Consider the following 13,554-nt stretch of genomic DNA (forward strand, 5'->3'; position numbering starts at 1 on the left):
GGGCGGCGGGGACGGCGACGTCGGCGCGCGGCACTAGGCTGCGGTGCGTCCGTCACCCTCGCTCAGGAAGTGTTCACCGTGGCATCCATCGAAGCAGTCGGCGCCCGCGAGATCCTCGACTCCCGCGGCAATCCCACCGTCGAGGTCGAGGTCGTCCTCGACGACGGCACCTTCGCCCGCGCAGCCGTCCCGAGCGGTGCCTCCACCGGCGCCTTCGAGGCCGTCGAGCTGCGCGACGGCGGCGAGCGCTACCTCGGCAAGGGCGTCCTCAAGGCCGTCGAGGCCGTCAACAACGCCATCGGCCCGGCCATCGAGAACCTCGACGCCGACGACCAGCGCGTCCTCGACCAGACGATGCTCGACCTCGACGGCACCCCGAACAAGGCCACCCTCGGCGCCAACGCCATCCTCGGCGTCTCCCTCGCCGTGGCCAAGGCCGCCGCGGACTCCGCCGGCCTGCCGCTGTTCCGCTACGTCGGCGGCCCGAACGCCCACGTGCTGCCGGTGCCGATGATGAACATCCTCAACGGCGGCTCCCACGCCGACTCCAACGTCGACGTCCAGGAGTTCATGATCGCGCCCATCGGCGCCCCCACCTTCGCCGAGGCGCTGCGCTCCGGCGCGGAGGTCTACCACGCGCTGAAGTCGGTGCTGAAGAAGAAGGGCCTCTCCACCGGCCTGGGCGACGAGGGCGGCTTCGCGCCCAACCTCGAGAGCAACCGCGCCGCGCTCGACCTCATCGCGGAGGCCGTCGCGGCCACCGGCCTCGAGCTCGGCCGCGACATCGCGCTCGCCATGGACGTCGCCGCCTCGGAGTTCCACCACGACGGCGTCTACTCCTTCGAGGGCGGCACCAAGACCGCCGAGGAGATGACCGCCTACTACGCCGACCTCGTCGCCGCCTACCCGATCGTCTCGATCGAGGACCCCCTCAACGAGGACGACTGGGAGGGCTGGAAGGCCATCACCGACCAGCTCGGCGCGAAGACCCAGCTCGTCGGCGACGACCTCTTCGTCACCAACGTCGAGCGGCTGCAGCGCGGCATCACCGGCGGCCAGGCCAACGCCCTGCTGGTGAAGGTCAACCAGATCGGCACGCTCACCGAGACCCTCGACTCCGTCGACCTCGCGCACCGCAGCGGCTACCGCTGCATGATGAGCCACCGCTCCGGCGAGACCGAGGACACCACGATCGCCGACCTCGCCGTCGCCACCAACTGCGGCCAGATCAAGACCGGCGCCCCGGCGCGCTCGGACCGCGTCGCGAAGTACAACCAGCTGCTGCGCATCGAGGACCTTCTCGGCGACGCGGCCCGGTACGCCGGTGTGTCGGCGTTCCCGCGCTACTCCGCCTGAGTCACCCTAGGACGGTGAGCCCCGACCCCCGACGCACCTCGTCCCGGGGGTCGGTCCGGGTCGTGCGGGGTCCCGACCCGCCGAGCGCCCCGAGCGCGCCACCCCCCGACCCGCGTCGGGGGGCGGCTCCTCCGGGCGCGGCTCGGGTGGCTCGAGCGGCCCGGGACGCACCGGGGGCTCCGGCGGCGCCCCGACGCGTCCCGAGCGGCGTCGGCCCCGGCTGACGGGTCGGGCCGCCGTGCTGGTGCTCGTGCTGGCGGTGCTCACCGTCTCCTACGCCTCCTCGGCGAAGGCCTACCTGCGTCAGCGCTCCGACCTCGACCAGGTCCGCAGCGACATCGCGCGCAAGCAGAAGGCGATCGACGCGCTGCGCGAGCAGAAGGAGCGCTTCTCCGACCCCGCCTACATCAAGCAGGTCGCCCGCGAGCGCTTCGGCTACTGCGACCCCGGCGAGACCTGCTACGTCGTGCTCGGCAAGGACGGCCAGCCGCTGCGCGCGGAGTCCGAGCTCGGCGACCCGTCCTCGGTGGGCACGCCCAGCAAGCCGCGCGCCTGGTGGGACGACGCCTGGCGCTCGGTGCAGGTGGCCGGCGACCCGCCGCAGGACCCCGGCACGCCCCCGGCCACCGAGATCGACGGCTCGCGGGAGAAGCAGGGCCGCTGAGGCCCGCTCCCGCACCCCGGACTCGCACGCCCGGGCCGCAGCGGGGAGAATCCTCGGCGTGATCGATCCTGCCGACGAGGCCGCCGTCGCCGCCCAGCTCGGACGCACCCCGCGCGGCATCGCCGCCGTGGGCCACCGCTGCCCCTGCGGTGACCCCGACGTCGTCACCACCGAGCCACGGCTGCCCGACGGCACGCCCTTCCCGACCACCTACTACCTCACCTGCCCGCGCGCGGCCTCGCGCATCGGCAGCCTCGAGGGCGGCGGTCTGATGAAGGAGATGGAGGCCCGGCTCGGCGAGGATCCCGAGCTCGCCGCCGCCTACGCCGCCGCGCACGAGCGCTACCTGGCCGCCCGCGCCGAGCTCGGCGAGGTCGAGGAGATCGCCGGCATCTCCGCCGGCGGCATGCCGACCCGCGTCAAGTGCCTGCACGTGCTGGCCGGCCAGGCGCTCGCGCAGGGCCGGGGCGTCAACCCGCTGGGCGACGAGGTGCTCGACCTCCTCGGCCCCTGGTGGGAGTCCGGCTCCTGCACCCCGCGGCCCGGGGAGTGAGCAGGCCCGTCGCCGCGATCGACTGCGGCACCAACACGATCAAGCTGCTCATCGGCGCGCTGCCCGACGTCGCCGTGCGCACCTCGCGGATGGTGCGGCTGGGCCAGGGCGTCGACGCCACCGGCCGGCTCGCGCCCGAGGCCCTCGCGCGGGCGTTCGCGGCCGTCGAGGAGTACGCCGAGCTCATCGCCGCCCACGACGTCCCGGTCGAGCGGATCCGCTTCTGCGCCACCTCGGCCACCCGCGACGCCTCGAACGCCGAGGAGTTCTCCGACGGCGTCCTCGCGCGGCTCGGCGTGCGCCCGGAGGTGCTCAGCGGCACCGAGGAGGCCGCCCTGGCCTACGCCGGCGCGGTCCGCGGCCTCGACGACGCCGCCCGTCCGGTGCTCGTCATCGACGTCGGCGGCGGCTCCACCGAGCTGATCCTCGGCGACGCCGCGCCCACCGCCGCCCACTCGATGGACATCGGCTCGGTGCGCCTCACCGAGCGGTTCCTGCGCTCCGACCCGCCCACCGCCGAGGAGATCGCGGCGTGCGTGGCCCACGTCGACGCCGAGCTCGACGCCTGCCCCGTCGATCCCGCGCTCGGCGCCACCGTCGTCGGCGTCGCCGGCACCTTCACCTCGGTGGCCGCCGGCGTCCTGCGCCTGAAGGCCTTCGATCCCGACGCCATCGACCACGCCCGCCTGCCGATGGCCGACGTCCACCGTCTCTGCGACGAGCTCGTCGCCATGACCACCGCCCAGCGCCTCGAGCTCGGCTGGATGCACCCCGGCCGCGCCGACGTCATCCCCGCCGGTGCCCTCATCGTCAGCCGGGTGCTCGCTCGCGCCACCGCCTCGCATCTGGTGGTGGCCGAGGCGGACATCCTCGACGGGATCGCGTGGAGCATCTGAGCGCCGGTCAACTACCCGGCTGACCGGGTGATCGTCTGCTTGGCACGCGAGATGTCGTGTGCCAAGCAGACAGTTCGCGTGCCAGGTCCCGGCCCGGGGACGCCTCAGACGAGGAGCGTGCGGCGGGCGAGGCGTCGGCCGGGGGACCGCGAGCTCGCGCGGCAGCCGCGCAGGTCGAGCACCTTGGTGGGGCTCATCCAGCCCTGGGACGGCTTGTGCAGCGCCCACCCGTCGCCGAGAGTCACCGCGGCGTGCTGGACGGCGCCGTCGGTGGAGCGCCACACCCAGACCGTGCCCGGGTCCTCGTCGCGGCCACCGGGGCGGGTGCGGTCGGCGAGGAACGCCTCGAACGGCTCGCGCTGCATCCAGGTCGTCGCCGCCCCGGGGACGCCGGCTGCGGCCATCACCGCGCCGAAGCAGTTGGGTCCGCTCTCAGGGGCGAAGCGTCCCGCCACGTCGCGCGCGTCCGGCAGCACCGTCACGGCGGCCGTCCAGGTCGCGGGGGACACCTCGCCGTGACGGCTGGGACGACGTCCCGCCTCGACGTACTCGCCCAGACGTCCGCGCCAGACCCGCACGCTCGGCACCAGGTCGGCGTCGTCGGCCAGCCGAGCCCGGACGAGGGCGGTGCGGACCGGCGCGGGGAGGGCGTGGAAGGCGTCCTCGTCGAGCCAGACGACGTCGGGCTCGGGCGCAGGCGCGTAGAGCCCGAAGACGTCCCTGCGGGCATCCACGGGGCGCAGCGACGGGGCCGGACGCGGATCGACGTGGTCCGCGACGAGGCGCGCGAGGTCTGCGTCGACGCGGAAGGGCTGCACCGACGGCGCCAGCCAGCCGGCCCAGCGTGCGAGCAGGCCGGCGTCGACCTCCATGCCCAGCACGCGCGTCAGGGTCGGCTCCCGAGATGTCACGCGCGGAAGGCTACGTCGGACGCGCCGCCGCGACCTGCGAGAATGCGTCGGTGACCTCGCACGCCATCACCGTCCTCGGGCACGACCGGCCCGGCATCATCGCCGAGACCACCGGGCGGCTCGCCGACCTCGGCCTCAACCTCGAGGACTCCTCGATGACCCTCCTGCGCGGGCACTTCGCCATGACGCTGGTGTGCGCCGGCGAGGTCGACGCCGCCGCGCTCGAGCAGGCCCTCGCCCCGCTGGCCGCGGACGACTCGCTGAGCGTGAGCGTCCGCGAGGTCGCCGCGAGCGGCGGCGGCGCCGCGGTCGGCAGCAGCTGGGTGCTCACCGTGCACGGCGGCGACCGTCCGGGCATCGTCTCCTCGGTCGTCAGCCAGGTGGCGGCCGTCGGCGGCAACATCACCGACCTCACCACGCGTCTGGCCGGCGACCTCTACCTGCTCATCGCCGAGATCGACCTGCCCGCCGGCACCGACGTCGACGCCGTGCGTGCGGCCATCGCCGGCGCCGCGGAGGCCCTCGGCGTCGGCGCGACCCTGCGCGCCGCGGAGGCCGACGACCTGTGAGCGAGCTCGAGCCCCGGGTCGCGGCCTGGAGCGAGACCGACCTCGGGGTCGAGGGCCGGGTCCTCGACGTCGTCCGCGCGCCCGCCACGGTGCTGGCCACCGTCGGCGCCGCCGTCGACCCCACCGCCCCGGAGTCGGTGCAGCTGGCCGCCGACCTCGTCGCGACGATGCGCGTCAGCCCTGGCTGCGTCGGCCTCGCGGCCCCGCAGGTGGGCGTGAGCGCGCAGATGTTCTGCGTCGACGTCTCCGAGCATCCCAAGACTCGCGAGCACCACGGCACGTTCGTGCTGTGCAACGCCGAGGTCGTGGAGTCCAGCCGCAACGAGAAGGCCCGCGAGGGCTGCATGAGCGTCCCCGACCTCACGGGCGATGTGAAGCGCGCCTCCCGCGTCACCGTACGCGGCCAGCTGCCCGGCACCGGCGAGGAGGTCGTCCTCGGAGCGGTGGCCTTCGAGGCCCGGGCGCTGCAGCACGAGATCGACCACTGCCAGGGTCTGCTGTTCCTCGACCGCGTCGCCGGCGCCCACGCCATCTACCAGCGCAAGACCTACCTCTAGGACCGACGCCGGCCCGGCCGGCACCGCCCCCGTATCCCAACCGGCAGAGGAAGCCGTCTTAAAAACGGCGCAGTGCGGGTTCGAGTCCCGCCGGGGGCACCGCTCAGACCTCCCTCACACCTCCAGCACGATCCCGCGTCCGGCGAAGAACCGCGCGAACACCTCGACGGGCAGCCGTGCGACCCGCGAGTCCGGGGTGTCGCCGGCGGGGTCGTGGTGGGTCAGGTGGCCGTCCTCGTGGCCGACGACGAGCACGAGGTGTCCGCCGGTGCGCGAGGGCGTGCTCTCGGGACGCCGGACCTCCGAGGTGACCGAGGCGATCACGAGCGCTCCGGCGTCGATCGCCGCCGTGAGCCCCTCGACCGTCAGGTGCGGCTCGGAGCGGGCGACGAGGTCGAGCTCGCGTCCGACGAACTCCACGAACGGCGCGTAGATCAGGCCGCCGGGGGCGCCCGCCTCGTCGCTGTAGGCACCGTGCCGGTGCGCCGCCGTCGCCAGCGCGTGCAGCGTCGGCGCCTCGCCGTCGCGGGCCAGCAGCGCCATCCGCAGGCAGGCCATGCCGCACCAGCGCTGCGCCCAGGCGGCGTAGGCCTCGAGGTCGGGCGCCCCGGTGGAGGGCCAGGCCGGGTCGTCGGCGACGGCCCGTCGTCCGGCCTGGACGTCCGCGACCAGCGCGGGGGAGGCGTACTGGGAGACCACGGGCACCGAGCGCGTCACGGCGTCGACGCTAGCCGAGGGTCCGCAGGGGCTGCGTGCCAGGATCGTCGCCGTGAGCCCTGACCCCGTCGAGCCGGACGACGTCGCCGAGCCGCCGCCCTTCAGTCGCGCCCTGTGGGACCGCCGCTACGCGGCCTCGCGCGTGTGGAGCGGGCGTCCCAACCGGCGGCTGGTGGAGCAGGTGGCCGCCCTGACGCCCGGCCGCGCCCTCGACGTCGGCTGCGGCGAGGGGGCCGACGCCGTGTGGCTGGCCGCCCGTGGCTGGAAGACGACCGGCGTCGACGTCTCGCTCGTCGCGCTGGAGCGCACCGCCGAGCATGCCGCCGCCGAGGGCGTCGAGGTCCGCACGCTGCCGTGGGACGCGCTCTCCGGGGAGCCGGTGCCCGGCGGGCCCTACGACCTCGTCGCGTCCCACTTCCTGCACCTGCCCGAGCAGCTGCGCGCCCCGGCCTACGCCGCGATGGCGGACGCGATGGCGCCCGGCGGCCGGCTCCTGGTCGTCGCCCACCACCCGCAGGACGTGGCCGCCGGCGTGCGCCGCCCGCCGATCGAGCTGCTGGTGACGCCCGATGACGTCGTGGGGGTCCTCCAGGGGCTCGACGCCGACTGGGAGGTCGAGGTCGCCGCCGAGGAGCGGCGCGAGCAGGACGTCGACGGCGTGCCCGTCGCCGTCGTCGACACCGTGGTGCGCGCGCGCCGCCGCTGACCCTGTGGGTCCCCTGAGAACGGGAACGTTCACCCGTCAGGCGGCGTTGGACCAGGTGGACGGCACTAGGGTGTCGTCCTCGACGAGTCGTCACAGCGGCGACCGTCCGGCCTCCAGGGAGGAGACCATGCAGAGCAACAACCCGGTGTTCCGCCGCTCGGAGGAGTTCAACCGAGCCGGCTCGAACGCTTACGGCAACCAGACCTACCCCGGTTACTCCAATGACCCCTCCACGTGGGGCGTCGGCGCGCCGGGAGACCCCCAGACCGGTTCCCAGGGTTACGGCCAGGGCTACGGCGTGCCGCCGCGCGCCGAGTCCCCCATGACGATCGACACCGTCGTGCAGAAGACCGCCGCCAGCATCGGCGTCGTGATCCTCGCTGCGATGGCCACCTGGATCCTCACCCCCGACGTCACGACCCTGCCCGACGGCAGCGCCGACACCAGCGGCCTCGGCACGCTGTTCGCCGCCGCCGCGCTGGGCAGCCTCGTCGCCTTCGTGCTGTCGATGGTCAACTCCTTCAAGCGAGTCATCAGCCCCGCGCTCGTGCTGCTCTTCGCCGTCGCCGAGGGCGTCGCGCTGGGTGGCCTGAGCAAGGTGTTCAACATCGCCTACCCCGACGGCAACGTCGTCCAGGGCGCGGTCATCGGCACGTTCGCGGCCTTCGCGGGCACGCTGACGGCCTACAAGGTGTTCAACATCAAGGTCACCGCGAAGTTCCAGCGGTTCGTCATCGCCGCCGTCTTCGGCATGATCGGCCTCTCGCTCATGGAGCTGGTCCTCGGCCTGTTCGGCGCCCAGATCGGCCTCTTCGGCGTCAGCGGGATCGGCATGATCACCGCCGTCGCCGGCCTGGTGCTCGGCGTGTTCATGCTGATCATGGACTTCGACTTCGTCGAGCAGGGCATCCGCAACGGCCTGCCCGAGCGGGAGTCGTGGCGCGCTGCGTTCGCGATGACCGTCAGCCTGGTCTGGATCTACACCAACCTGCTGCGCATCCTGGCGTTCTTCTCCCAAGACTGATCAGCTGCGGACCGCACGCCGGTCCACGTCGGCCCGCTCGAGCCTCGGCTCGGGCGGGCCTTCGTGCGTCCGGGTGCCTGCTCGACGCCCGTGCTCGACGACCGCGTGGACGTGATCAGGTCAGGGAGGACTGGACGTTGTCAGGGGTGACTTCCCTGACGACGTCCAGCTTCCCCGGACATCCGAGGAAACCGCCCGCGCTCAGACCGGCACCGGCTCCGGCTCGGCGGCCGGACCGGGCTGGTCGTGCTCGGTGTCGTCGGGGCTCTCGCCGGCGGTGTCGTCGCGACGGCGACGATGGCGCAGCTCGACCCAGCGACCGCGCACGCCCAGGCGGGTGCCCCCGAGCTCGGTGCCGTCGAGCTCGGTGCCGGGGTGGTTGACCGCGCGGATGGCGGCGTCGGTGATGGGCAGGACGCCCTCGCCGCGCACCGACTCCAGCGTCAGCTCGCGCTCGTCGACGACGCCGAGGGCCGCCAGCATGCTCGGCAGCAGCACCGAGGCCAGGCGGCGGTAGCCCTCGGCGGAGGGGTGGAACTGGTCGGGGCCGAAGAGCAGCGCCGGGGTGGCGGCGAACTCCGGGCCGAGGATCGAGCCGAGGGAGACCGTGCGGCCGCCCTCCTCGAGCACCGCGATGGTCTGGCCGGCGGCCAGCCGTCGGGACCAGGTGCGGGCGACCTGCTTGAGCGGCGGGGCGATCGGCTTGATGGTGCCGAGGTCGGGACAGGTGCCGACGACGACGGCCACGCCGGCCTCGCGCAGGCGGCGCACCGACTCGGCGAGGTGGCGCACCGAGACCGCGGGCGGCACCACGTGGGTGACGTCGTTGGCGCCGATGAGGATGACGACGACGTCGGGCGAGGTGGGCAGCACCCGCCCGATCTGGTCGTCGAGGTCGCTGGTGCGGGCGCCGACGACGGCGACGTCGCGCAGGTGGACGCGGCGGTCGGCGTGGGCGGCCAGGCCGCTGGCCAGCAGCGCGCCGGGCGTCTCCTCGACGCGGTCGACGCCGTATCCGGCGGCGCTGGAGTCACCGAGGACGGCCATCTTGATGGCCGGGCCGGGACGTCCGCGGCCGTACCAGCCGGTGGGGTCCGGCGGCGGGGTCTCGAGGATCGGGCCGATGGTCTTGCGCGCCCAGCGCGCCTCCATGGTGAGGACGCCGTAGAGCCCGGCGCCCACGACGGAGAGGCCTCCGCCGCCGAGTGCCGCCGCGGAGGCCAGCCTGCGCGCCGCCGCTGCCTTGCCCATGCCTGTGATCCTACGGAGCCGCGGGGGTGGAGCGCCGCCTGGTACGCCCTAGGGTGAGGCTCGTGGACTACGTCGAATCTCTGCTGGACCTCATCGGCCACACCCCGCTGCTGAGGCTCTCGCGCACGCTGGACATGCCCACGGACCCGAACGGTCCGCTGGTCCTGGCCAAGGTCGAGTACCTCAACCCCGGTGGCTCGGTGAAGGACCGCATCGCCACCCGGATGATCGAGGCCGCCGAGGCCTCCGGGGAGCTGCAGCCCGGCGGCACGATCGTCGAGCCGACGTCGGGCAACACCGGCGTCGGACTGGCGATGGTGGCGCAGGCCAAGGGCTACAAGTGCGTCTTCGTCTGCCCCGACAAGGTCAGCGAGGACAAGCGCAACGTCTTGCGGGCCTACGGCGCGGAGGTCGTCGTCTGCCCGACGGCCGTCGCCCCCGAGCACCCCGACTCCTACTACAACGTCTCCGACCGCCTGGCCTCCCAGCCGGGCGCGTGGAAGCCCAACCAGTACGCCAACCCGAACAACCCGCGCTCCCACTACGAGACCACCGGCCCGGAGATCTGGGAGCAGACCGAGGGCCGCATCACCCACTTCGTCGCGGGCGTCGGCACCGGCGGCACCATCTCCGGCATCGGGCGCTACCTCAAGGAGCGCAACCCCGACGTCAAGATCATCGGCGCCGACCCGGCCGGCTCGGTCTACTCCGGCGGCACCGGGCGTCCCTACCTCGTCGAGGGCGTCGGCGAGGACTTCTGGCCCGACACCTACGACCGCACCCTGGCCGACCGGATCATCGAGGTCTCCGACGCCGACTCCTTCGCCTTCACCCGACGCCTCGCGCGCGAGGAGGCCCTGCTCGTCGGCGGCTCGTCGGGCATGGCCGCCTTCGCGGCCCGTCAGCTGGCCCACGAGCTCGCCGGCACCCCCGAGGGTCGCGACGCCGTCATCGTCGTCCTGCTGCCCGACTCCGGACGCGGCTACCTGACGAAGGTCTTCAACGACGAGTGGCTGGCGCAGTACGGCTTCCTCACCGGCGCCGAGCGCGACGGCCGCACCGTCGGCGAGGTGCTGCGCGGCAAGAGCGGCGGCCTGCCCGACCTCGTCCACACCCACCCGGCCGAGACCATCGCCGAGGCCGTCTCGATCCTGCAGGAGTACGGCGTCTCGCAGATGCCGGTCGTGCGGGCCGAGCCGCCCATCGTCGCCGCCGAGGTGGCGGGCTCGGTGTCCGAGCGGGCGCTGCTCGACGCGCTGTTCGCCGGCCACGCACGGCTCACCGACCCCGTCGAGGACCACATGTCGGGCCCGCTTCCCACCATCGGCTCCAATGCCGCCGCCCAGGACGCCGTCGGCCTTCTCGAGGGCGCCGACGCGGTGCTGGTGCACGAGGACGGCAAGCCGGTCGGCGTCCTCACGCGGCAGGACCTCCTGGCGTTCCTCGCGCGGGGGTAGTGCGCGGGGGAGAGAGACGCTTCAGCGGCTGACCGCCGAAACCCACGGTTGGCGTTCGAAGGTTCGAACGCCAACCGAAAGGTTCGGCGGTTGGCCGCCAAGACTTTCGGACGACCCACCCCCTGCCCCTAGAATCAGAACCTGTTCTAGTTCTGGAGGCAGGCATGACCGCGACCCCCGCGATCGAGGGCTGGTTCACGACCGGGCCCGAGCCGGCGTTGACCGCCGACCGGTGCACCACGTGCGCCACCGTGTTCTTCCCGCCGACGGCGGCCGCGACCGGCTTCTGCCGCAACCCGGCCTGCGACGGCGAGGACTTCGAGAGCGCGGCGCTCTCGCGGCGGGGACGCATCTGGTCCTACACCGACGCGCAGTACCGGCCGCCGGCGCCCTACGTCCCGGCGAGCGACCCCTACGAGCCGTTCGCGCTGGCCGCCGTCGAGCTCCCCGAGGGCCTCGTGGTGCTCGGCCAGGTGGCGGCGGGCTTCGGCGTCGACGACCTCCGGGTGGGCGCGGAGGCCGAGCTGGTCGTCGAGACGCTCTACGTCGACGACACCGGCGAGCGGACGATCTGGCGCTGGCGCCCGGTCGCGCCGGTCGCGCCGGTCGACGAGACCGCCGAGGCGGTGTCGGCATGAGCGACGTCGTGGTGCTCGGCGCGGGCATGCACCCGTGGGGCAAGTGGGGCAAGAGCTTCGTGCAGTACGGCGTCCACGCGGCGCGGGCCGCCCTGGCCGACGCGGGGGTGCCGTGGACCGACGTCGACCTCGTCGTCGGCGGGGAGACCGTGCGCAACGGCTACGCCGGCTACGTCGCCGGCTCGACGTTCGCCTCGGCGCTGGGCTGGAACGGCGCGCGCATCGCGACGTCCTACGCCGCGTGCGCCACCGGCGCGCAGGCCATCGACACCGCGCGGGCGCGGATCCTGGCCGGCATGAGCGAGGTGGCGCTGGTGGTCGGCGCCGACACGACGCCGAAGGGCTTCCTCGCGCCCAACGCCGGCGAGCGGTGGGACGACCCCGACTGGCTGCGCTTCCGGCTGCTGGGCATGACCAACCCGGCCTACTTCGCCCTCTACGCGCGCCGTCGCATGGACCTCTACGGCGCCACGCAGGCCGACTTCGCGCAGGTGAAGGTCAAGAACTCCCGTCACGGCCTGCACAACCCGCACGCCCGCTACCGCAAGGAGGTCGCGGCCCAGGAGGTGCTCGACTCCGCCGTGGTGTGCGACCCGCTGCACCTGCTCGACATCTGCGCCACCTCCGACGGTGCGGCCGCGGTCGTGCTGTGCAGCCCGGAGTACGCCGCCCGGCTCGGCGTGAAGGACCCCGTGCGGGTCAAGGCGGTCTCCACCGTGACGCCGACCTTCCCGAACACCGTCATCGACATGCCGCTGCTCTCCACCGACGCCTCCGGCGGCGTCACACCCGCGCGCACGTTCAAGGAGTCGATCGGCGACGCCGTCTACGAGGAGGCCGGCATCGATCCCGCCGACGTCGACGTGGCCGAGGTCTACGACCTGTCCACCGCGCTGGAGCTGGACTGGATGGAGGACCTCGGGCTGTGCAAGCCCGGCGAGGCCGAGGTGCTGCTGCGGGCGGGGGAGACCACGCTCGGCGGACGGATCCCGGTGAACCCCTCCGGCGGTCTGGCCTGCTTCGGGGAGGCCGTTCCGGCCCAGGCGATCGCGCAGGTCTGCGAGCTCACCTGGCAGCTGCGCGGGCAGGCGGAGGGTCGCCAGGTCGAGGGGGCCCGGGTCGGCGTCACCGCCAACCAGGGCCTGTTCGGTCACGGCTCGTCGGTGCTGCTGGCCCGCTGAGCCACGGCGGCCCCGGGGGCTACGGGGGCTCCGGGGGCTCCGGGTGGCCGAGGAGCTCCGGGGGCTTCGGGGCTCTCCGCGGACGTGGGGAGCTCGCGTGGCGGTCGCGCCTCGGGCAGCAGTCGCCACACGCGGTGGCTGCCGGGCAGGCCCTTGAGCGCGACGTCGCCGGCCGGCTCGAGCACCAGCTTGCGGTGGCCGCGCACGGCCGTGGCGACGGCGTCGCTGAGGAGCACCTCCCCGCCGCCGGCCAGCGCCGCGACGCGTGCGGCCAGGGCCACGTTGCGTCCGAAGTAGTCGCCGTCGCGGGAGATGACGGTGCCGGTGTGCACGCCGATGCGCACCCGCACCGGCGTCAGCCGCAGGCGTGGATCGAGCGAGCGGGTCAGCGAGCGCTGGATCGCGCGGGCCGCCAGCGCAGCGGAGGTGGGATCGCGGAAGGCCACCATGAACCCGTCGCCGGCGGTCTTCACGACCTGCCCGCGGCGACGCTCGATCGCGCCGCGCACCAGGGCGTCGTGGGCCTCGAGGACCTTCACCCACGCGCGGTCGCCGAGGCGGTGGTTGAGGGCGGTGGAGTCCTCGATGTCGGAGAAGAGCAGGGTGACGGTGCCGTCGGGCGCGGCGACCTCGAGGATGTCGGGACGCTGCTCCAGCGCCCAGGCGGTGAGCTCGTCGAGCGACATCGCCAGCAGCCCGGTGACGCCGTGACGACGCACCCGCGCGGCCGTGCCGACGACCGCCCGCACCGCCCGCTCGGCGGTGGAGGCCGCGGGCGAGGGGCGCAGCGCGGTGTCGAGATCGGCCTCGAGACGGGCCACCTGCGCGCGCGTGCGCTCCAGCTCCGCGCGGGTGCGGGCCAGCGCCCGTCCTGCCCCGAGCGCGACGGCGACCAGCGCCAGCCCGAGCAGCAGACACAGCACCGCGAGGACCGTCGTCACGTCTCGCAGGCTACTGACTCCCCGGCCCCGGCGGGCCGGAAGGCGAGCCGAACGGGCAGGGAAGGACGTTCGTCCCTGCGGCTCAGGCGCCGCGGCCCTGCTCCCGGGCGTCGCGATCGCCGAGGGTGGCTCC

At 74.0% G+C, this 13,554-nt stretch carries 15 protein-coding genes and 1 tRNA gene; 12 read left to right on the forward strand and 4 right to left on the reverse strand.

Features of this window, described 5'->3' with window-relative positions; all coding sequences use genetic code 11:
* Nucleotides 1-78: 78 nt before the first annotated feature.
* The 4 genes from eno (at nt 79) to ACZDWJ_RS05600 (ending at nt 3,469) form a co-directional block, all read left to right on the forward strand.
* Complete coding sequence (gene eno / locus ACZDWJ_RS05585; protein ID WP_463519939.1) at nt 79-1,356, forward strand: phosphopyruvate hydratase; 1,278 nt, start codon at nt 79-81, stop codon at nt 1,354-1,356.
* A 238-nt stretch (nt 1,357-1,594) separates the two neighbouring features.
* Nucleotides 1,595-2,020, forward strand: a complete 426-nt coding sequence (locus ACZDWJ_RS05590) for an FtsB family cell division protein (RefSeq protein ID WP_463519940.1) — start codon at nt 1,595-1,597, stop codon at nt 2,018-2,020.
* Nucleotides 2,021-2,069: 49 nt separating this feature from the next.
* Entirely contained in the window at nt 2,070-2,573 is a 504-nt protein-coding gene (locus tag ACZDWJ_RS05595; protein WP_463520012.1) for a DUF501 domain-containing protein, read from the forward strand.
* Entirely contained in the window at nt 2,570-3,469 is a 900-nt protein-coding gene (locus ACZDWJ_RS05600; RefSeq protein WP_463519941.1) for a Ppx/GppA phosphatase family protein, read from the forward strand. Before ACZDWJ_RS05595 ends, ACZDWJ_RS05600 begins: the two co-directional genes overlap by 4 nt.
* Nucleotides 3,470-3,573: 104 nt before the next feature.
* On the opposite strand, the gene ACZDWJ_RS05605 is transcribed toward ACZDWJ_RS05600, so the two are convergent.
* Nucleotides 3,574-4,380, reverse strand: coding sequence for a hypothetical protein (locus tag ACZDWJ_RS05605; protein WP_463519942.1), 807 nt, complete (start codon nt 4,378-4,380; stop codon nt 3,574-3,576).
* A gap of 50 nt (nt 4,381-4,430) precedes the next feature.
* Here ACZDWJ_RS05605 and ACZDWJ_RS05610 point away from each other — a divergent pair, with 50 nt between their 5' ends.
* The 3 genes from ACZDWJ_RS05610 to ACZDWJ_RS05620 all read left to right on the forward strand — a co-directional run bounded on the left by ACZDWJ_RS05610 (nt 4,431) and on the right by ACZDWJ_RS05620 (nt 5,605).
* Nucleotides 4,431-4,949 carry a glycine cleavage system transcriptional repressor gene (locus ACZDWJ_RS05610; protein WP_463519943.1) on the forward strand — a complete coding sequence of 173 codons (519 nt, stop codon included), beginning with the start codon at nt 4,431-4,433 and terminating at the stop codon, nt 4,947-4,949.
* Complete coding sequence (gene def, locus ACZDWJ_RS05615; protein ID WP_463519944.1) at nt 4,946-5,506, forward strand: peptide deformylase; 561 nt, start codon at nt 4,946-4,948, stop codon at nt 5,504-5,506. Before ACZDWJ_RS05610 ends, def begins: the two co-directional genes overlap by 4 nt.
* A 25-nt stretch (nt 5,507-5,531) precedes the next feature.
* Nucleotides 5,532-5,605 (forward strand) — tRNA-Leu (locus tag ACZDWJ_RS05620).
* Between the two features lie 15 nt (nt 5,606-5,620).
* Here ACZDWJ_RS05620 and ACZDWJ_RS05625 read toward each other — a convergent pair.
* Nucleotides 5,621-6,223 (reverse strand): C39 family peptidase, encoded by a 603-nt coding sequence (locus ACZDWJ_RS05625; RefSeq protein WP_463519945.1) that lies wholly within the window; start codon nt 6,221-6,223, stop codon nt 5,621-5,623.
* A 52-nt stretch (nt 6,224-6,275) separates the two neighbouring features.
* On the opposite strand from ACZDWJ_RS05625, the gene ACZDWJ_RS05630 reads away from it, so the two are divergent.
* Both ACZDWJ_RS05630 and ACZDWJ_RS05635 read left to right on the forward strand, forming a co-directional pair.
* Nucleotides 6,276-6,929 carry a class I SAM-dependent methyltransferase gene (locus ACZDWJ_RS05630; protein WP_463519946.1) on the forward strand — a complete coding sequence of 218 codons (654 nt, stop codon included), beginning with the start codon at nt 6,276-6,278 and terminating at the stop codon, nt 6,927-6,929.
* 127 nt (nt 6,930-7,056) lie between these two features.
* Nucleotides 7,057-7,953 (forward strand): Bax inhibitor-1/YccA family protein, encoded by an 897-nt coding sequence (locus ACZDWJ_RS05635; protein ID WP_463519947.1) that lies wholly within the window; start codon nt 7,057-7,059, stop codon nt 7,951-7,953.
* 201 nt (nt 7,954-8,154) lie between these two features.
* Here the strand turns inward: ACZDWJ_RS05635 and ACZDWJ_RS05640 are convergent, their stop codons facing one another.
* Nucleotides 8,155-9,204, reverse strand: coding sequence for an SGNH/GDSL hydrolase family protein (locus tag ACZDWJ_RS05640; protein WP_463519948.1), 1,050 nt, complete (start codon nt 9,202-9,204; stop codon nt 8,155-8,157).
* Nucleotides 9,205-9,266: 62 nt separating this feature from the next.
* On the opposite strand from ACZDWJ_RS05640, the gene ACZDWJ_RS05645 reads away from it, so the two are divergent.
* The 3 genes from ACZDWJ_RS05645 to ACZDWJ_RS05655 all read left to right on the forward strand — a co-directional run bounded on the left by ACZDWJ_RS05645 (nt 9,267) and on the right by ACZDWJ_RS05655 (nt 12,480).
* Entirely contained in the window at nt 9,267-10,661 is a 1,395-nt protein-coding gene (locus tag ACZDWJ_RS05645; protein WP_463519949.1) for a cystathionine beta-synthase, read from the forward strand.
* 164 nt (nt 10,662-10,825) lie between these two features.
* Entirely contained in the window at nt 10,826-11,299 is a 474-nt protein-coding gene (locus ACZDWJ_RS05650; RefSeq protein WP_463519950.1) for a Zn-ribbon domain-containing OB-fold protein, read from the forward strand.
* Complete coding sequence (locus tag ACZDWJ_RS05655; protein ID WP_463519951.1) at nt 11,296-12,480, forward strand: lipid-transfer protein; 1,185 nt, start codon at nt 11,296-11,298, stop codon at nt 12,478-12,480. The genes ACZDWJ_RS05650 and ACZDWJ_RS05655 overlap by 4 nt, the downstream gene beginning before the upstream one ends.
* Here the strand turns inward: ACZDWJ_RS05655 and ACZDWJ_RS05660 are convergent.
* Nucleotides 12,450-13,421, reverse strand: coding sequence for an adenylate/guanylate cyclase domain-containing protein (locus ACZDWJ_RS05660; protein WP_463519952.1), 972 nt, complete (start codon nt 13,419-13,421; stop codon nt 12,450-12,452). The two genes, ACZDWJ_RS05655 and ACZDWJ_RS05660, sit on opposite strands and share 31 nt — an antisense overlap.
* Nucleotides 13,422-13,554: the final 133 nt, after the last annotated feature.

The sequence above is a fragment of the Nocardioides sp. B129/18 genome, assembly GCF_055282735.1.